A 17431-nucleotide genomic window follows, 5' to 3' on the forward strand; every position below is an offset into this window, starting at 1 on the left:
ATCCGCAAATTCGGAAAGTGACAGCCTAACGATGGGACCGCCGGCGGAGTTTCCGTTGGACGTGATCGCGGGATTCGAACCCGCGTCAACGGTTTTGCGGACCGCTCCCTGGCCTCTCGGGCACACCACGTACCGGTAGCCTAGGCACGTCCTGGCCGCGGTGTCCCGCGTGCGTAGAACTCGGTCGCCACGTTGCGTTCTCGTCACCCCAGGCACGCATTTCGGCCTGCTTTGTTACGCCCCGCTTCGGGCCGTGAAGCTGCGTTTCCATGCGCGTCAGTTCGTTGCAGCCCGGGTTGGGAAGCGGTCGGCAAGGTGCTTGATTGGGTCTACACGCTTCGAAAGGACTCGCCATGACGGAACTCTCAGACCTCAGCCCGCGCCGGATCCGCAACGTCCTGGGCCATTTCGCAACGGGCCTGACCGTAATCACCGCGGCCACCAAGAACGGCCCTGCCGGGTTCACCTGCCAGTCTTTCGCATCCCTCTCGCTGGAACCGGCGCTGGTCACCTTCAGCCCGGCACGGACCTCCAGCACCTGGCCGCTGCTGCGCCGGGCGGGCCGCTTCACCGTCAACATCCTTCCCGCCGACCACCAGCACCTCGCGGCCCAGTTCGCCCGCTCCGGCGCGGACAAGTTCGCCGGCGTCAACCATTCGCCGTCGCCCCTTGGCAACCCCGTCCTCGACGGCGCCCTGGCCTGGGTGGACTGCGAGCTGCACCAGGAGTACGACGGCGGCGACCACACCATCGTGGTGGCCGCGATCCGCGCGCTGAGCGCCCGTACCGGCGTCGATCCCCTCCTCTTCTTCAAGGGCGACTACGTCTCCGTGCAGGCACGGGAAAAGATCCTAGAGGGCGTCGCATGACACGGGGCGGCGTGGCCAGGGTCAAGGCCACGTCCGGACGGCGCGGCCGTCGGCACGCGCTGCCGGAAACGAACGACGACGTGTGGCAGCCCGCGGAGGACCAGGACTGACTCCCCGCGACAGACCGGCTACCGGCCCCAGTTCTCCAACCGCTCCCTGCGCCGGCGGTCCGCCTGCTCCACCAGTTCGATCATCCACGGACGGTGCCCCCGGAGGAACGTCATCCCGTCAGGCAGCCCCTGGACTGAGGGGACGGAATTGGCAATGTCGATGGTGATGCGGCCACCGCCCAGGGGCGCGTTGGTGATGTGCAGATCCCCGAAGGCCGCTGGAAGAACCGGGTCCAACCAGACGCTGCCGGCGGACACGACGGGGTCATACCGCATCAGGCTCGTCACCAGCTGGATCGGTGCGGTGGCTGCCCAGGCCTGCGGCGAGCACGCCGTCGGATACGGAACAGGGGCGGCGAGCTGGTCCCGGCTGAAACCGCAGAACAGCTCCGGGAGCCTGCCATCGGAGTACTCGGCGGCGTCCATCATGCCGGTGGCGATCCGCTGCGCCTCCTCGACGAAGCCGTAGCGGAGGAGCCCGGCAGCAACGATGGCGTTGTCGTGCGGCCACACCGATCCGTTGTGGTAGCTGGCCGGGTTGTAGGCACCCATGTCGCTGGCCAGGGTGCGCACGCCCCAGCCGCTGAACATCTCGGGTGACATCAGCCGCTCGGCCACCAGCGGGGCCTTGTCCTCGTCAATGAGGCCCTGCAGCATGCAGTGGCCCATGTTCGACGCGCACGCGTCCACCTGCCGCTTCCTGCCGTCCAGGGCAATGGCGTAGTACCCGCGTTCCGGGATCCAGAACTGTTCGTTGAACTGTTTCTTAAGCCGTGCCGCGCGGTCGGCGAGCTCATTCCCAAAAGCCGTGTCCCCGGCTTCGTATGCCAGCCATGCACGCGAAAGGTAAGCAACGTAGACGTAGGCCTGGACCTCGCACAGTGCGATCGGCGGCTCGGCCAGTTTGCCGTTGGCAAAGTTGATTCCGTCCCAGGAGTCTTTCCAGCCCTGGTTGAGCAGGCCCTGGTCGTTGAGACGCTCGTACTCGATGAAGCCGTCCCCGTCCTTGTCCCCGTATTTCATGATCCACTCGAGTGCACGGTCCGCATGGGGGAGCAGGGCGGCGATCGTGTCCGCCGCGAATCCCCAGCGGCTGACTGCTCCGAGCACCATCAGGAACAGGGGCGACGCATCCACGCTGCCGTAATAGGCCGACTTGCCGCCCAGGGACAGCCCGCTGGAAACGTCGAGCCGGACCTCGTGGAGGATCTTGCCCGGTTCCTCCTCGGTCATTGGGTCCACTACGGATCCCTGCCGGTCGGCCAAGGTCTGCAGCGTCCCCAGCGCCAGGGACGGGTCCACGGGCATCGCCATCACCGAGGCCCACAGCGAGTCCCTGCCGAACAGGGTCATGAACCAGGGCGCCCCGGCGGCCACCACCACGCGCTCAGGATGGTCGGGGTCCTCGATCCGCAGGGCGCCCAGATCGTCGTAGCTGCGGCGCAGGGTCCGTTCCACCGAGCGGTTGCCCATCTGCAGGACCGGAATCTTCGCCACCCATTCCCGCCGGCGTATGTCCCGGGGAGACAGGCCATCACCCCCGGAATGCACGAAAGCCATCGCCGAATCGGATCCCTCGGCGCTGGGCAGCACTGTCAGGACCGTGCTCCAGTGTCCGTGCGCCGGAACAGTAGCCCGGTACGTCACGGCGTCCGCCGAAACATCAGCACCCGGGGCCTGGACCACCACGCCCTTCCGGACGTCCTGCCACGCCGCGCGAATGGTGAGCGAACCGCCGTCGGCCTGCCGTTTTTCGTCCCAGCGCCGCAGGATCCGTGCCTCTTTCACCTCAAAGAGGTCCGCGAAGTCCGCCCCGATCTTCACCGCGATGACGCAGTGGACCGGCTCGAGGGAGAAATTCCGGACCGTGACCTGCTCCTGGATGCCGGCGCCCACCTCCCGCAGCCGCTCCACGATCAGTGGACTGTCGGCGTACCCGTCCGAGCGGGGAACCCGTCCCACAAACAGAGCCCGGTACGGCTCCTTGGTCTCGGCCGCCAGCGGCTCCAGCGCCAGGCCATCGACCGTCAGGCTCCAGCCAGAGAGGATGCGGGCGTCCTGCACAAAGAGGCCATGCGGATGCTCTGTGCTGATGTCCCCGTTCGGCAAGGAGATGCAGAAGGACGATCCTTCAACCAGCGTGACCGTCCCGGCCCCCAGCGGACCCGCCGCCGTATCAGCATTCCATCCAGCCATCGGGACCACCTCCGAGCAACCTGCAACAGCGTGCAGTTCGACGCTACGCTCGCTCGCACGGCCTTGCTAGGGCTTGACGGGTACGACGGCGGGTGCAGAGTTACGCCGGAATCGCACCGGATTCCGGCTGAACGCCCCAGGTCATCTTGCGGATCGTTTCGCGCTGCAAGCCGCTGAGGGCGGCGAGCTCATAGTCATCCAGAACTCCCCGGCGTCGTGCTGCCACCAGGAGGTTCAGGCGGCGGTCTTCCAGCGCGGTCCTGGACTCCTCAAGTTCAGCCAGTTCCGCCTTGAGTTCGTGGATCGCCGCCAGGTGCTGCTCGGCCGGTTGCCCGGAGGGGAGCAGGTCGTCGGCCGACAGGCCCACGGTGTGGACCGCCCGGCGGGAGAGCTCCGCGGCGTCGGCGAGGCGGGTGACTTTCATGCCGTCGCAGAGCGCCTGCGCGATCTGCTGGTTCAGCCGGACGGAGAGGGCGCGCATGCTGGTGGCGTTGAAGGAAATCCGCTGCCGGCTGTCCCGGAGCAGTTTGCGCGTCTTTTCCGCCTGGACAGCGGCCTTGTCGGCTTTCGCCGTTCCCCGGTAGCGGTAATAGCCGTCCCCGCGGTCATCACGGTGCAGGATAGCCAACAGCACTCCTCGGTTCGGGTTCAGGACTTACCTAGAAGGCTAGGCAGCACCCGCGGACCCGCGGAAATACCTATAGTGCGTGGAGCCATAACCAAAAAGTTTGGCTTGTGTTCTTTTGCAGGACGTCCGACGGCGGTCCATAAGGGACGCTTATCCGTCCACGCAGATTAGGTCTTATCCATACCGGCCGGGATTCCCTAGGGTCGAAGGAACGAGTTTCGCTCCCTCCTGACTCCCTAGGAAGAGACCACATGTCTGTATTTGAACCTGCATCGCGAGTGTCCCGCATCAAGTCTTCCGCCAGCGTGGCCGCAGCTGCCCGCGTTCGCGAACTGCAGGCGGAAGGGCGCCGGATCCTGGACCTGACGGTCGGCGAGCCGGACTTCGATACGCCCGAGCACATCAAGGCGGCGGCGGTTGAGGCAATCAGCAAGGGGGAGACAAAGTACACCTCCGTCACCGGCACGCCTGCACTCCAGAAGGCGATCCTCCAGACCATTGAGCTGCGCAGCGGCATCCACTACACCCCAGCGGAGATCACCATCGGCGGCGGCGCCAAGCAGGTGATCTTCACGGCGTTCATGGCTTCGCTGGACGCCGGTGACGAGGTTGTGGTGCCCGCCCCGTACTGGGTTTCCTACCCGGACATGGTGCTCGCGAACGAGGGCACCCCGGTGGTCGTCACCTGCGGCGAGGAGTCGGGCTTCAAACTGACGCCCAAAGCACTGGCCGGGGCGCTGAACGAGCGCACCAAGTGGGTCATCCTGAACACCCCGTCGAACCCCACGGGCGCCGTGTACTCCCGGTCCGAACTCCGTGCCCTGGCGGATGTCCTCGCCAACTTCCCGCGGGTTTACGTCCTGACGGACGAGATCTACGACCAGATCTACTTCGGGGCCGGCAAGATTTCGAGCCTGGTGGAGGTTGCCCCGGAACTGAAGGACCGCGTCCTCGCCGTCAACGGGGTGTCCAAGGCCTACGCCATGACCGGCTGGCGGCTGGGCTATGCCGCCGGGCCGGCCCCGCTGATCGCGGCGATCAACAAGCTGCAGTCGCAGATCTCCTCCTGCCCGTCCTCCGTGAGCCAGGCCGCCAGCGCCGCAGCGCTCACCGGCGACCAGACCTTCGTGCGGGAGAGCGTCGAGGTTTACCGCAGCCGCCGCGACGCGGCGGTGGCTGCGCTGAACGCCGTCGACGGCCTTTCCTGCGCGACGCCGGAAGGCGCCTTTTACGCGTACGTCAACTGCGGCGGTGCCATCGGCAAGACCACCCCGGAGGGGAAGGTCATCGGCAACGACGAGGACTTCACGCTCTACCTTCTCGAGGCAGGCTCGGTCGCTGTCATCCAAGGCTCGGCCTACGGCCTGGGGCCGTACTTCCGCATCTCATACGCCACCAGCCTCGACATCATCGAAGAGTCCATCGCAGCCATCGACAAGGCCGTCCGGGCCCTCAGCTAACCGCCAACCGGGCCACAGCCACCCCACCAAAATTAAGGAAAATTCCGTGATCCACGTAAAGACCAACATCGAACGACCCGACGCCGACGCCGTCCGCCGGCTGGCGCAGTTCTCCTCGGCCACGATCCACGAGGCACAGGGCCGCAAGGGAGCACTCAGCTCCAAGATCAAGCCGATCGACCGCAGCATGTCCTTCTGCGGCCCCGCCACCACTGTGCGCTGCGCCCCGCGCGACAACCTCATGCTGCAGGTGGCCATCCACTACGCCGAGGCGGGCGACGTTGTCCTGGCCGCGGCCGGCGAGTACGAGGAAGCCGGCACGTTCGGCGACGTCCTCGGCAACGCCATGAAAGCCAAGGGCCTCGCCGGCCTGGTGACCGACTCAGGCGTCCGCGACACCCAGGACCTGATCGAGCTGGGCCTGCCCGTCTTCTCAGGCAGCGTCTCTATCAAGGGCACCGTTAAGGAAACCATCGGCCCGATCAACCACCCTGTGGTTTTCGGTGACGAGATCATCTATCCGGGCGACGTCCTCCGCGGCGATGCCGACGGTGTTGTTGTGGTCCGCAAGGACGAGATCGAGGAAGTCATCCGCCTTTCGCAGGAACGTGACGACGCCGAACGCGAGCTCATCGGCCTCTACAAGGCCGGCGGCACCACCATCGAGCTGTGCAACCTCACCGAGGTCCTGAAGGCCAAGGGACTGCTGGTCGAGCACGCGTAGCTGGGTAGCGCAGGCGGGTTGACTGCTTTGACCGGCGCTGGCTAGCACCTCACGCGGGGCACAACTACTGTCCCGCCTGACGTGTATTCCCGAACCTATGCCCTGCTGCCGCTCACAGCTCCGCGCGGCTTACTTCCCGTGGCCTCGCCTTTTTCGCCGCCGGGCCGGGCTGTTTGGAGTGGTGCGTTTCGCGCATCCCGCTTCCGGTCAGTCCAGCTCCTGGTAGCGGTGGTGCGGTGGATTGGTAGGTGTGGCCGGTGGGTGTGGTGATTTCGATGGTGTGTCTCGGTCCCGGCCGGGGTTTCACTTTCCAGCCGGGGAGTTCTTTGGTGTGGTTGCAGGCTTCGCACAACCCGGCACCATTGGTCAGGGTGGTGGGGCCGTCATTGTGCCAGGGGATGATGTGGTCGTGGTGGCGGATCGGGGCGTCGCAGTAGGGGGTGCGGCAGGTGTCGTCCCTGACCTGGATGAAGCGCCGCAGCAGTGCCGGGAACAGGCGCCGTCTCGAATCCATGGCGACGAGGTCGCCGGTCCCGGGGGCGGTGTAGAGGCGCCGGACCCAGATCTTGAGTTCCTTCATCCCGGACGCATCGACCTCGGCTGAACCGCGCGCTGCGGGTTGGACCCGGCCCGGCTCTCCCTGTCCCTGTCCCTGTCCTTGCGTGATGAGTTCCCGTGCCCAGGCGCCGGGGATGATGCCGTAGCCGGGGATGCGGGCTGGTTCGGTGTCGCCTTGGAGGAGGGTGCGGTCGGTCATGACCAGGTTCAGTTCGACGCCGGTAATGCCGCCGGGGGTGCCGGTGGTGGATTCGACCAGGGTGTCGGCTTTGATCTGGTCGCGGGAGCGGGGGTCGCCGGCGGCGTGGAGGGTGTCGGCGTTCCGGGTCAGTGCCGTGTACACGGCGACGCCTTCGTGGACGGGCAGCAGTGCTGTCAGGTAGGTCATGCAGTCCGGTGCCGGGCGCAGGCTCACCCTGCGTTCCGAGGCGGCGTGGCGGGCGCGCTGGGCCACGGACCGGGCGTCTCGGCGGATCGCGGCGGCCTTTACAGCGGCGATGACGGCCCGGGTTCCGGCGCCGTTGAAGGTGCCGGTGTCGGCGGCCAGTTCCTCATCGACGGCAGCCCGGTCTTCGGCCGTCAGGCAGGCGGTCTCCTTCACGACGTGCATGGCGCGCTCTTCGTTCAGCTGGCCGGTGTCCAAAGCCGCCAGGCTGTGCGGCATCTCGGTGACCAGGGCCTTAGACGTGCCGAGCAGCCGGTGCCCGCGGTTTGGGGACTCACCCCGGGCCAGGGCGATCTGCTCGGCCGCGCCCAGGTCCCGGTTTGTGCCGCGGTCCTTGCACAGTTCCTCCGCGGCCAGGGGCGGCCGGTCGGTGGGTTCCTGCCGGAGCCGGGACTCGAAGGCCACCGAAAGCCGCGCCTGTTGCCCGGCCGCCCAGCACTTGACGTTCTCGTACCCGCGGACCTGATCGATCAGCCCGGCACTGTCAGCGGTAAGGTCAGCCGCCGGAAGAAAACACCCCAAGGTTGTTGTAGTTCCACGGTCGTGGACGCCGGAACCGGGTGCGACGTGCCAGGAGGTGCCGTTGCCGGAGGGGACGCCGTCGTCCAGGAGGTCCCCGTCGAAAGGACGATCGGCGAACAGGACCTCGGGAAACGGGTCCTCAGGCAACGACTCCGGAAACGCGGCGCCGAGATCATCGTCGTACGGAAGCGCGTCGTCCGCGAACGTATCGAAGTGGAAATCGCCGTCGGGAAAGAGGCAGCAGCCTGACGAACGTCGCCGTGCGGCGCCGCTGCAGTCAGTGCTGAAGTCCCAAACCCGTCCATGAACACAGTCTGCCAAGGGCCACTGACATTAAAGGGCCGAATCGGCATCAGAAGGGGGCGGAATCAAAAAACTTTTTTGTGGTCATCTGAGAACGAAAACCGGCTAGCAGCTCAGGGCCTTCCCAGCCCTGAGAACGCCTTGAAGTGCTACCCCAGTTGGGGAGCCGGTTAGACGCGGTGGGTGACCGGGTAGGCCGGGGCGCCGAAGACGGGGTCCTCCAGGTACCAGACCGTCGAGCCGCCGCCGCTGACCGGCATGATGCTGCCCTCGAATACGAAGATCGGAGCTGCGGACCGGTCCTCCGGCCGCCAGAAACCGTTGGTGGGGCAATGGGACCCGGTTTTCGCCATGAGTCCCAGACGCGGGTCCGTAGTTCTCCTGATGGTGCTGAGCTTTTTCACGGCAGACTCCCCGTTGATTCTGATTGCGGAAAGTGCTTTTCCGCAATTTCTTGGCTTGCTGCCAATATTAGAATCCCGGAGGAGCCGGTTACTAAGACAAATGCTGAGTGCCCTAATAAGCGGAACCTATGAACACCTAGCGGCCATACTTATTGCCGAGCATTTCATGCAGCATTTCCTTCAGCACCAGGAGTACAGCCGACGCCGCCTCTGAGAGGGGATCGTGGTCCGGCGTGCACAGTGCGATCTTGCACTGCAGTGCGGGATCCACGATCCGCAGGACGCAGAAGTCCTCCTCATGGAACAGTGCATCGGCAGCGGACCTGGGCAAAATGGTGGCCCCCAGGTCGGCACGCAGCAGCCGGGTGAGGGAAGGCACCGACTCCACCTCGCCCACGAGCTGGAGCTTCAGGCCCTTGCTGTCGAAGCCGGCCTCAACCGTCTGGCGAAGGGTGTGGATCTTCTCGGGAAGGAAGAGCCCCAGGCGGGCCACCTCCTCCAGCGTGATCTCACCCTTTCCGGCGTCAATATCCGTCCTGGCCGCATTGACCACCAGGTGCAGGTCCTCGACGATCATGGTGGTGAACAGGACGCCGCGGATGGGGCCCGGCTCGTAAATGAGGGCCATGTCCAGCCGGCCGTTCTTGATGGCCTCACTCAGGACACCGCCGTAGATTTCCGTGACATGCAGGACGATATCCGGGTACCGCCGGGCCACTTCGCTGATGATCTGCGGGGTCAGGCTCGACGCCATGCTGTAGGGCGCAATGGCGATGGACACCCGCCCGGACGGTGCGGCCCCCGACTTGGCAACGTCCTGCCGGGCCTGCGCGACAAGCCGCAGGATGGACTGGGCGTGCCGGTAAAGCGTGTGCCCCGCCGCCGTGGGCTGCACGCCCTGCTTGCTGCGGATCAGCAGGCGCTGCTTGAGTTCAGTTTCCAGCGCCGAAACCTGCTGGCTCAGGGCCGGCTGGGCCACATGCAAAGCCGCCGCGGCCTTGGTGATGCTCCCCGAATCCACGATCTGTACGAAGTACGCCAGTTTCCTGGTATCCACGGCCGCCCTCTCTCGTTGCGGCGTCCTGAACCCACGGAAGGTCATAACGGGTCGCTATGCAGGGATACGCAATAGGTCTTTGTGTGATCCGCATCGCTGACACTAGGTTGAACCCAGAACGCTATTTCACTAGGCGTACATTCTATCCCCTCCGGTGACATGCAAATTTCCAATGGGGGCAGATGCATTTTGCATGCTATTCGCTTTTACCGGAATTGCCGGTCGCTTTTACATTCCGGAAATAAACGCTCCATATGTTCAGTGCAAAGAGGGCGGGCCGCCAAGGGCTGAACCCTCCTAAATGGGAAGGAGACGGTCATGGACACCACTGCGGCGGCGGTCATAACCACCACCTATCCCGTGACACCGATTACGTCTTTGTGTGAGTCAAATCCCGGTGCCAGACTTTTTTGCAGAAGCCGGTAGCCCGGCGGCACCGAATTGGGAATCCTCTCCAGGGCCCGTTCGGACACACTTCATCACCAGCGCAGCTGATCCTTTCGCCCCGGCGGGCAGGACCGCTGCCAACCACCCCAGGAAGGCAGATAATGGGACTCACAGTTGATCTCGTCGCAGATCTCGGAGAAGGCTTCGGCGCCTACTCGATGGGCGACGACGCTGCCCTGCTCGAGGTGGTTTCCAGTGCCAACATCGCCTGCGGCTTCCACGCCGGTGACCCGGACATCATGCACGCCACGGTCGCTGAATGTGTCCGCCGCGGCGTCAGCATCGGGGCGCACCCGAGCTTCCCGGACTTGCGTGGCTTCGGCCGGCGCGCCATGGACCTGACGGCCGACGAGGTCCGAAACGACGTCCTGTACCAGTTCGGTGCGCTCAGCGCCTTCGCCGCGTACCACGGCACGAGCATCGCCCACATTGCGCCGCACGGCCGCCTGGGCAACCTCGTCGCCACCCGCCCCGACTACGCAGCAGCCGTGGCCGATGCCGCCGCCCGCCTGAACCCCGGCCTCATCGTCCTGGCGCAGGACGGCGAACTCGCCGATGCCGCCGCCGAACGGCAGCTCCCGGTGGGCATCGTCGGCATCGCCGACCGCGCCTACGAAGCCGACGGCACCCTCGTTCCCCGCGGCCGTCCCGGCGCCGTGATCCACGATCCGGCCGCCATCGTGGAGCGCACCGTCCGGATGGTGTGCGAAGGGCTCATCGAGACCGTCGCCGGCACGGACCTGCCGATTGTTGCCGACACCGTTCTCCTGCACGGTGACACCCCCGGCGCGGTGCAGCTGGCCCGGAAGGTCCGCGCCGAACTGGAGAACGCCGGCGTGACCATCGCCCCGCTCGCCAAGGTTCTGGCCGGCAAAGTGAAGGCCGCCTGACATGGCTGCCACCCCAAATCCCACCTCCGTGGAGATCTTCGAGTCCGGGGATTCGGCCCTGCGGGTCCTCGCCTCCTCCGCTGACACGGAGGCCAACTGGAGCACCGTCCACTCGCTCGCGCAGTGGCTTGAGACTGCAGGGGCTGACGGCGTGCACGGCGCAGTGCCGACGTACGACTCGCTGCTCGTGGAATTTGACCCCGGGGTCACCTCCGCGCGCCAGGTCCGGGCATTTGTCCTCCTCGGCCTGCGGCAGCTTGAACATGTGGGAGCACCTGCCCGCACGCCCCGCGAATTCAGCGTCCCGGTGGTTTACGGCGGCGAATACGGTCCCGACCTGGAGCGCGTTGCCGAGCACGAGCAGCTCTCCGTGAAGGAGATCATCGCGCTCCACACGGCCAAGTCCTACGTCATCCGTTGCCTGGGTGCGCCTGCGGGCTCACCCATGATGGACGGCCCGGATTTTCCGGTCCCCGTCCCGCGGCTGAAGGATCCCCGGCTGTCCGTGCCGGCAGGTGCCGTGGCCGTCGCCGGCCGGCAGGCGGTCATCGCCCCGGCGGTGGCACCCGGCGGATGGTGCGTCATCGGCCAGACCCCGCTGACCGTCCTCGATGCCGCCAGCGAACCGCTGGTTCCCTACCTGCCCGGCGACCGCCTGACGTTCCGCCAGATCCAGCCGGAAGAGTTTGCAGACTACGCCGGACGGAAACTGGAGGCAGCACGATGAGCGGGTCACTGATCATCCAGCAGCCCGGAAACTCGGTGGTTACAGACCTGGGCCGCTTCCGCGGACCCCGGTTCGGGCTTCCCGTCAACGGGGCACTCGACCAGTTCTCGGCACGGGCGGCCAACATCCTGGCTGCCAACGCCGACAACGCCCCGCTGCTGGAAATCACCGCCCTGGACTTCCGGATGCAGGCCACCACGGACCTCCTCATCGCCGTCACCGGCGCACCGCTGACCCTCACGGTCGGCGGCCGCGATTGCCCCCCGTGGGAACCAGTGTCCGTCCGTGCAGGGGAGACCGTGGTGGTACGCCGCATCACCGGGGGCCTCCGCGCCTACCTTGCCGTCCACGGTTCGGTAGAGGCTCCGGAACTGCTCGGAAGCTGCGCCCCCGATACGGTCATCGGCTTCGGCCTTCGGCTCTCCGAAGGCACCGAGCTGAAAACCTCCCGGAGCGTCGGACCCATCCGGCAGCCATACTTTGACCTTCCGCTGTTCCGGCTGGGCCTGACCCGGCCGGAGTTCAGCAGCCGGGCGGTCATTGACGTCACGGACGGTCCGGACGTTGAAGAATTCGGCGAGACAGCAGAGCTGCTGTACAACACCGAATACACCGTCAGCGCCCGGAGCAACCACATCGGGCTGCGCCTCGGCGGGGCGCTTCCCGAACGCCAGTCGTCAGCCGAAGTGCTGTCGCGCGGCGTTCCGGTGGGAGCCATCGAGGTTCCGTCCAGGGAAGAGCTGCTGGTGCTGCACCGGGGACGCGGCGTCACCGCCGGGTATCCCGTCCTGGCAGTGGTCACCAGCCGCTCGCTCGACACCCTCGCCCAGGCCCGGCCCGGGCACACCATCACCTTCCGCAAGACCACAGTGCCCGAAGCCACCGCAAAGCATCGGGCCGCATTACGGGAACTGGAAAACCTCCGTTCCCGAGTCAGCACTGTCTTCGCCCTCCTTGGCATCGACAAAGAGCCCGGATGGCCGGAACTCGTACCGGCAGCCGGCAGCTAAGGACCACCGATGACCTCTCCTCGAACTAAGTCCAAGTTAGGAATGAAAATGTCTACATCAACGCGTGCGGGTGCCCCGCAGCATGACCGCCTCGATGCGAGGCAGACCCGGAAAGTCGTCACCGCCGGGTGCGTCGGAATCTTTGTGGAGCTTTACGACAACGGCATTTTCGCCTTCATGGCTGGAACGCTTGCGCTCGTGTTCCTGGCACCTGGCAACCCTGACAACGCCCTGCTGTTCGTCTTCGCCGGCTACGCCGTGTCCTTCTTCGTCCGCCCCCTCGGCGCCGTCGTCTGCGGCATCCTGGGAGACAAGATCGGACGCCAAAAGCTCCTGGTCTTCGTCATCCTGCTGATCAGCATCGCCACCGCAGGCATCGGGCTCCTGCCCGCCTACTCGGCCATCGGCGTCGCGGCCCCCGTGCTGCTGGTGCTGCTCCGCCTGCTCCAGGGCTTCTCCGTGGGCGGCGAGGCTGCCGGCGCCATGACCTTCCTCGCCGAGCACGCCCCCGAAGGCAAGCGCGGCATCATCACCTCGTACGCCCAGATCGCCTCCTTCGCCGCCCTCCTCACCGGCACCCTGGTTGCCTTCTCCATGTCACCCTGGCTTACGGCAGCAGCGATCGACGGCGGCGGCTTCGGTTCGTTCGCATGGCGCATCCCGTTCCTGGTCGCCATCCCCATGGGCGTCATCGGCTGGTACATCCGCAAGGCCATCGCGGACACCCCCAACTTCGTGAAGCTGAAGGAAGAGGGCGGCCTGTCCAAGAACCCCCTCAAGGAAGCCTTTGCCTCCGCCGAACACCGCCGCGCCATGCTGCTGGCCCTGTTCATCCCGCTCATGAACGGCTCCGGCTACTACGTTCTCTTCTCCTACATGCCCACGTTCCTCAAGGGCAAGCAGCTCAACTTCACCATCGGTGAGGCCCTCCTCGTCACAGCCTGCAGCCTCGTGGTCATCTGCATCGCCATCCCGTTCATGGGCGCCCTCTCCGACCGCATCGGCCGCAAGAAGGTCATCGCCGGCTCGGCCATCGCCATGGCGGTCCTCGGCATCCCCTCCTACGCCCTCATCGCCACCGGCAACATGGCCCTGGCCATCCTGGGTGCCTGCCTCATGGCCGTCGTCTTCGCCGGGCACACTGCGGTGATCCACATCCTGATCGTGGAACTGTTCCCCACCCGCGTCCGCTACTCGGCCTATGGCCTGGGCTACAACATCTCCTCGGCACTCTTCGGCGGAACCGCCCCGCTGCTGATGACCTGGCTGATCTCGTCCACCGGCAACATCTACATGCCTGCTTTCTACGCGGTGATCACCGCGCTGGGCACGCTGGCCGCCGTCAGCACCGTCAAGGACCGCGCACACCTTCCGCTGCGCGACGCCTAACACTTACTACCTCACCAGGAGACTTACATGCCGTTTTCAGACTACTCAACCGCCCTCGTCACCGGCGCCTCAACCGGGATGGGAGCCGCCATCGCCGAGCGCCTCGCCAAGCGCGGACTCACCGTCCACGCCGTGGCCCGCAACGAGGAACGCCTGAACGACCTGGCCGACAAGACCGGCGCCATTCCCCACATCGTCGACCTGACCGACACCGCGGCACTGACGGCCGCCGTCGGACATCTCGAAATCGACGTCCTGGTGAACTGCGCCGGCGTGTCCCGGCCCGGCAACATCCTGGACTCCTCGGCGAGCGACATCGACGAGCTCGTGGACGTCAACCTCCGCGGCCTGCTCCAGCTCACCAGGCTGGTCCTGCCGGGCATGGTGGAGCGCGACCGCGGCCACGTCATCAACATCAGCTCCATCGCAGGCCTGTACAACTTCTACGGCCACACCGTGTACCACGCCACCAAGGCAGCCGTGCACCAGATCTCCCGCCAGCTGCGCAACGACACCGTGGGCAAGCGCATCCGCGTCACCGAGATCTGCCCCGGACGCGTCGAGACGGAGATCTTCGGCCGCAACATGGGCGGCTCGCCCGAGGCCATGGAAGAGGCCTGGAAGACGTACTACGAAGGCTACGAATCCCTGACTACCGACGACATCGTCAACGCCATGGATTACGCCATCGAAACACCCCGCCACGTGAACGTGGGCATGCTGGAACTCATGCCCACGTTCCAGGTCCCCGGCGGCCTCACGTTCGACCGGCGCCCGGCCTAAGCTGCAAAGGCGGGGCCAGCCCAAAACTGGCCCCGCCCTGTCCACCCCCAGCCCACCAGAATCGATAGGTTTCCGATGCAACCAGTACGCACCGTCAGCTTCCCCGACCGGCAACTGCTCGCCGATCTCGCACCCCTTCCCGAGGGCCTGCGGGGTGTCGTCTGGGACATGAAGTCGGATCCCGAGGACGCGACGCTGGGAGAGATCGACGGCGTCATCCTCCCGTACATCAACGCCGGCGCGGTTCTGGGATCCCTCGCCCAAGTGGACGAACTGAAGTTCGTCCAGACGCAGTCCACGGGATACGACGGCGTGATTGAGGCCGCCGGTCCGGCGGCCGGCGTCGCAAACGCCTCGGGCGTTCATGCGGCGGCGACGGCGGAACTGGCGGTGGGTTTGATCCTCGCCAAACTGCGGGGCATCGACCAGGCCGTCCGCGACCAGCAGTACGGCCTCTGGCGGCCGGAGCGGCGCCAGTCCCTCGCGGACCGCCGCGTGCTGCTGGTGGGCGTCGGCGGGATCGGGCACGAAATTGCCCGCCGCCTGGAGCCCTTCGAGGTCACGGTCACCCGGGTGGGAAGCACGGCGCGGACCGACGAGCACGGCGAGGTCCACGCCTCCGCGGACCTGCCCGCCCTTGCCGCCACGCACGACGTCCTGGTCACGGTGCTGCCGCTGAACGACCACACCCACCACCTGATCGGCGAGGAAGTCCTCGCCGCCCTCCCCGACGGCGCCCTCGTGGTGAACGTGGGACGCGGCCCGGTGGTGGACACGGCGGCCCTGACCAAGGAAGTCCTGTCCGGCCGGCTGCAGTGCGCCCTCGACGTCGTCGATCCCGAACCGCTGCCGCAGGACCATCCGCTGTGGTCCGCGCCCAACGCCCTGATCACGCCGCACGTCGGCGGCAACACGTCCGCCTTCGAGCCGCGGATCCTGAAGCTCCTGCGGCACCAGCTCGAAGCACTGGCCGCGGGAGAAGCCCCCGCCAACCTGGTTCAGAAGGGCCCCTTCGCATGACTTCACTTTTTGATTTGTCCGGGCGGGTTGCGTTGGTGACGGGTTCGAGCCGGGGGATTGGTAATGCGTTGGCGCGGGCGTTGGCGGATGCTGGTGCGACGGTGGTGTTGAACGGTGTGAATGCGGAGCGGTTGAAGGCTGCCGAGGCGGCGATGGCGGCCGACTATGCGCCGGGCCGGGTGCACAGTGTGGCGTTTGATGTTACCTCCGATGCTGAGGCCGCGGCGGGTGTGGCGTGGGTGGAGGAGCAGGTGGGTCCGTTGGAGGTGCTGGTGAACAATGCCGGGATCCAGCACCGGGTGCCGATGCTGGAGTTGGACGTGGCGGACTGGGAGCGGGTGATCTCCACTGACCTGACCAGCGCTTTTTTGGTGGGGCGGGAGGCGGCCCGGCACATGATCGGGCGGGGTCACGGGAAGATCATCAATATTTGTTCGGTGCAGACGGATCTGGCCCGGCCCACGATCGCCCCGTATGTCGCGGCGAAGGGCGGGCTGCGGAACCTGACCCGGGCGATGACGGCGGAGTGGGCGGGCTCGGGGTTGCAGATCAACGGGATCGCGCCGGGGTATATCCATACCGAGATGACGCAGAACCTGGTCGATGACCCGGACTTTAATGCCTGGATCCTGGGCCGGACCCCGGCCGCGCGGTGGGGCACGGTGCAGGATCTGGCCGGGCCGGCGGTGTGGCTGGCCTCGGCGGGTTCTGATTTTGTGAACGGGCAGACGATCTTTATCGACGGCGGAATGACGGTGGTGGTCTGATGACGCACCCAGCAGCAACAGAAAATGCTTCGGCGGCGGATGCCGTGTTGCCGGTGTCGGGTCCGGCGGTGGTCGCGCACGGCAAGGGGGACCTGCGGGTCGATGACCTGCCGCTGAAGGCCCCGGGGCCGGATGAGGCGGTGGTCGAGGTGCTGTACGGGGGGATTTGCGGGTCGGACCTGCATTACTGGCTGCACGGCGCGGCGGGCGAGTCGATCCTGAAGGCGCCCCTGGTTTTGGGGCATGAGATTTCCGGCCGGGTGGTCCGGGCCGCGGCCAACGGTGCGGGGCCGGTGGCGGGGACGCCGGTGGCGGTGCACCCGGCCACCCCGGGCCCCGGTGCGGGTCCGGACGCGCCCCGGTATCCGGCGGAGCGGCCGAACCTGTCCCCGGGCTGCACCTACCTGGGGTCCGCGGCGCGGTATCCGCACACGGACGGGGCGTTCAGCCGGTACGTGAACCTGCCGGTGCGGATGCTCCGGCCCCTGCCGGACACCCTGGACCTGCGCACCGCTGCGCTGATCGAACCGGCGTCCGTGGCGTGGCACGCGGTGGCGCGGGCCGGGGACGTGGCCGGCAAGACCGCGCTGGTGATCGGGTCCGGCCCGATCGGGGCGTTGGCGGTCGCGGTCCTCAAACGCGCCGGCGCGGCCCGGATCGTCGCGGTCGACATGCACGCCAAACCGTTGGAGATCGCCGCGGCGGTGGGCGCGGACGAGGTCCTGACCGCCACCGACACGGAAGCGATCAACGCGGTCCAGGCCGACGTCGTGATCGAGTCCTCCGGGAACCACCACGGCCTGGCCTCCGCGATCCAGGGCGCGGCCAGGGGCGGGACCGTGGTCATGGTCGGGCTGCTGCCCACCGGTCCCCAGCCGGTCCTGATCTCCCTGGCCATCACCCGCGAACTGGACCTCAAAGGCTCGTTCCGGTTCAACGACGAAATCGACGAGGTCATCACCGCCCTCGCCGACGGCACCCTCAGCATCGGCCCGGTCATCACCCACGACTACCCCGTCACCGAGGCCCTCGCCGCCTTCGACATCGCCCGCAACTCCGCCCAATCCGGCAAAGTCCTCCTCAACTTCGCCGGTGGGAGGCAACGTCCGTGAGCTGGAACGG

General features: G+C 66.6%; 16 protein-coding genes and 1 tRNA gene. 11 read left to right on the top strand and 6 right to left on the bottom strand.

Features of this window, described 5'->3' with window-relative positions; translation table 11 throughout:
* Window positions 1-56: 56 nt before the first annotated feature.
* A tRNA-Cys gene (locus ABIE00_RS02085) sits at window positions 57-130 on the bottom strand.
* Window positions 131-353: 223 nt separating this feature from the next.
* Here ABIE00_RS02085 and ABIE00_RS02090 point away from each other — a divergent pair.
* The gene (locus ABIE00_RS02090) at window positions 354-869 is read left to right on the top strand and encodes a flavin reductase family protein (RefSeq protein WP_354256122.1); all 516 of its coding nucleotides are present in this window, start codon (window positions 354-356) and stop codon (window positions 867-869) included.
* Between the two features lie 128 nt (window positions 870-997).
* Here ABIE00_RS02090 and ABIE00_RS02095 read toward each other — a convergent pair whose 3' ends face one another.
* On the bottom strand, window positions 998-3175 hold the full coding sequence (locus ABIE00_RS02095) for an amylo-alpha-1,6-glucosidase (RefSeq protein WP_354256125.1): 2178 nt from the start codon (window positions 3173-3175) through the stop codon (window positions 998-1000).
* A 100-nt stretch (window positions 3176-3275) separates the two neighbouring features.
* Entirely contained in the window at window positions 3276-3803 is a 528-nt protein-coding gene (locus ABIE00_RS02100) for a hypothetical protein (RefSeq protein ID WP_354256128.1), read from the bottom strand.
* A 251-nt stretch (window positions 3804-4054) separates the two neighbouring features.
* On the opposite strand from ABIE00_RS02100, the gene ABIE00_RS02105 reads away from it, so the two are divergent.
* Window positions 4055-5263 carry an aspartate transaminase gene (locus ABIE00_RS02105; protein WP_354256131.1) on the top strand — a complete coding sequence of 403 codons (1209 nt, stop codon included), beginning with the start codon at window positions 4055-4057 and terminating at the stop codon, window positions 5261-5263.
* Window positions 5264-5309: 46 nt separating this feature from the next.
* Window positions 5310-5987: a 4-carboxy-4-hydroxy-2-oxoadipate aldolase/oxaloacetate decarboxylase gene (locus tag ABIE00_RS02110; protein ID WP_331570380.1), complete on the top strand. Its 678-nt coding sequence runs from the start codon at window positions 5310-5312 to the stop codon at window positions 5985-5987.
* Between the two features lie 112 nt (window positions 5988-6099).
* Here ABIE00_RS02110 and ABIE00_RS02115 read toward each other — a convergent pair whose 3' ends face one another.
* From ABIE00_RS02115 to ABIE00_RS02125, 3 genes are all read right to left on the bottom strand, one after another.
* Complete coding sequence (locus ABIE00_RS02115; RefSeq protein WP_354263240.1) at window positions 6100-7512, bottom strand: HNH endonuclease; 1413 nt, start codon at window positions 7510-7512, stop codon at window positions 6100-6102.
* Window positions 7513-7985: 473 nt separating this feature from the next.
* Window positions 7986-8219: a hypothetical protein gene (locus ABIE00_RS02120; RefSeq protein ID WP_354256134.1), complete on the bottom strand. Its 234-nt coding sequence runs from the start codon at window positions 8217-8219 to the stop codon at window positions 7986-7988.
* Window positions 8220-8355: 136 nt separating this feature from the next.
* Window positions 8356-9276 (bottom strand): LysR substrate-binding domain-containing protein, encoded by a 921-nt coding sequence (locus tag ABIE00_RS02125; protein ID WP_354256136.1) that lies wholly within the window; start codon window positions 9274-9276, stop codon window positions 8356-8358.
* Window positions 9277-9824: 548 nt separating this feature from the next.
* On the opposite strand from ABIE00_RS02125, the gene ABIE00_RS02130 reads away from it, so the two are divergent.
* The 8 genes from ABIE00_RS02130 (at window position 9825) to ABIE00_RS02165 (ending at window position 17421) form a co-directional block, all read left to right on the top strand.
* Complete coding sequence (locus ABIE00_RS02130) at window positions 9825-10613, top strand: LamB/YcsF family protein (RefSeq protein WP_354256138.1); 789 nt, start codon at window positions 9825-9827, stop codon at window positions 10611-10613.
* Between the two features lies 1 nt (window position 10614).
* On the top strand, window positions 10615-11340 hold the full coding sequence (locus ABIE00_RS02135) for a 5-oxoprolinase subunit B family protein (RefSeq protein WP_354256141.1): 726 nt from the start codon (window positions 10615-10617) through the stop codon (window positions 11338-11340).
* Window positions 11337-12350 carry a 5-oxoprolinase subunit C family protein gene (locus ABIE00_RS02140; protein WP_354256143.1) on the top strand — a complete coding sequence of 338 codons (1014 nt, stop codon included), beginning with the start codon at window positions 11337-11339 and terminating at the stop codon, window positions 12348-12350. Before ABIE00_RS02135 ends, ABIE00_RS02140 begins: the two co-directional genes overlap by 4 nt.
* A 48-nt stretch (window positions 12351-12398) precedes the next feature.
* On the top strand, window positions 12399-13739 hold the full coding sequence (locus tag ABIE00_RS02145; RefSeq protein ID WP_354256145.1) for an MFS transporter: 1341 nt from the start codon (window positions 12399-12401) through the stop codon (window positions 13737-13739).
* Between the two features lie 27 nt (window positions 13740-13766).
* A complete protein-coding gene (locus ABIE00_RS02150; protein WP_331570360.1) occupies window positions 13767-14522 on the top strand; it encodes an SDR family oxidoreductase in 756 nt (251 codons plus the stop codon).
* 75 nt (window positions 14523-14597) lie between these two features.
* On the top strand, window positions 14598-15542 hold the full coding sequence (locus ABIE00_RS02155; protein ID WP_354256148.1) for a 2-hydroxyacid dehydrogenase: 945 nt from the start codon (window positions 14598-14600) through the stop codon (window positions 15540-15542).
* Window positions 15539-16309 (top strand): SDR family oxidoreductase, encoded by a 771-nt coding sequence (locus ABIE00_RS02160; protein WP_354256151.1) that lies wholly within the window; start codon window positions 15539-15541, stop codon window positions 16307-16309. Before ABIE00_RS02155 ends, ABIE00_RS02160 begins: the two co-directional genes overlap by 4 nt.
* Window positions 16309-17421, top strand: a complete 1113-nt coding sequence (locus tag ABIE00_RS02165; RefSeq protein WP_354256154.1) for an L-idonate 5-dehydrogenase — start codon at window positions 16309-16311, stop codon at window positions 17419-17421. Before ABIE00_RS02160 ends, ABIE00_RS02165 begins: the two co-directional genes overlap by 1 nt.
* The last annotated feature ends 10 nt before the right edge of the window (window positions 17422-17431 follow it).

This window comes from Arthrobacter sp. OAP107 (assembly GCF_040546765.1).
GTDB lineage: Bacteria > Actinomycetota > Actinomycetes > Actinomycetales > Micrococcaceae > Arthrobacter.

Excerpts from the sequence above, each read along its gene's own strand:
- ABIE00_RS02130 (WP_354256138.1), top strand. The coding sequence starts at position 9,825 with ATGGGACTCACAGTTGATCTCGTCGCAGATCTCGGAGAAGGCTTCGGC.
- ABIE00_RS02140 (WP_354256143.1), top strand. The coding sequence starts at position 11,337 with ATGAGCGGGTCACTGATCATCCAGCAGCCCGGAAACTCGGTGGTTACA.
- ABIE00_RS02090 (WP_354256122.1), top strand. The coding sequence starts at position 354 with ATGACGGAACTCTCAGACCTCAGCCCGCGCCGGATCCGCAACGTCCTG.
- ABIE00_RS02155 (WP_354256148.1), top strand. The coding sequence starts at position 14,598 with ATGCAACCAGTACGCACCGTCAGCTTCCCCGACCGGCAACTGCTCGCC.
- ABIE00_RS02165 (WP_354256154.1), top strand. The coding sequence starts at position 16,309 with ATGACGCACCCAGCAGCAACAGAAAATGCTTCGGCGGCGGATGCCGTG.
- ABIE00_RS02160 (WP_354256151.1), top strand. The coding sequence starts at position 15,539 with ATGACTTCACTTTTTGATTTGTCCGGGCGGGTTGCGTTGGTGACGGGT.
- ABIE00_RS02135 (WP_354256141.1), top strand. The coding sequence starts at position 10,615 with ATGGCTGCCACCCCAAATCCCACCTCCGTGGAGATCTTCGAGTCCGGG.
- ABIE00_RS02105 (WP_354256131.1), top strand. The coding sequence starts at position 4,055 with ATGTCTGTATTTGAACCTGCATCGCGAGTGTCCCGCATCAAGTCTTCC.
- ABIE00_RS02150 (WP_331570360.1), top strand. The coding sequence starts at position 13,767 with ATGCCGTTTTCAGACTACTCAACCGCCCTCGTCACCGGCGCCTCAACC.
- ABIE00_RS02145 (WP_354256145.1), top strand. The coding sequence starts at position 12,399 with ATGTCTACATCAACGCGTGCGGGTGCCCCGCAGCATGACCGCCTCGAT.
- ABIE00_RS02095 (WP_354256125.1), bottom strand. The coding sequence starts at position 3,175 with ATGGCTGGATGGAATGCTGATACGGCGGCGGGTCCGCTGGGGGCCGGG.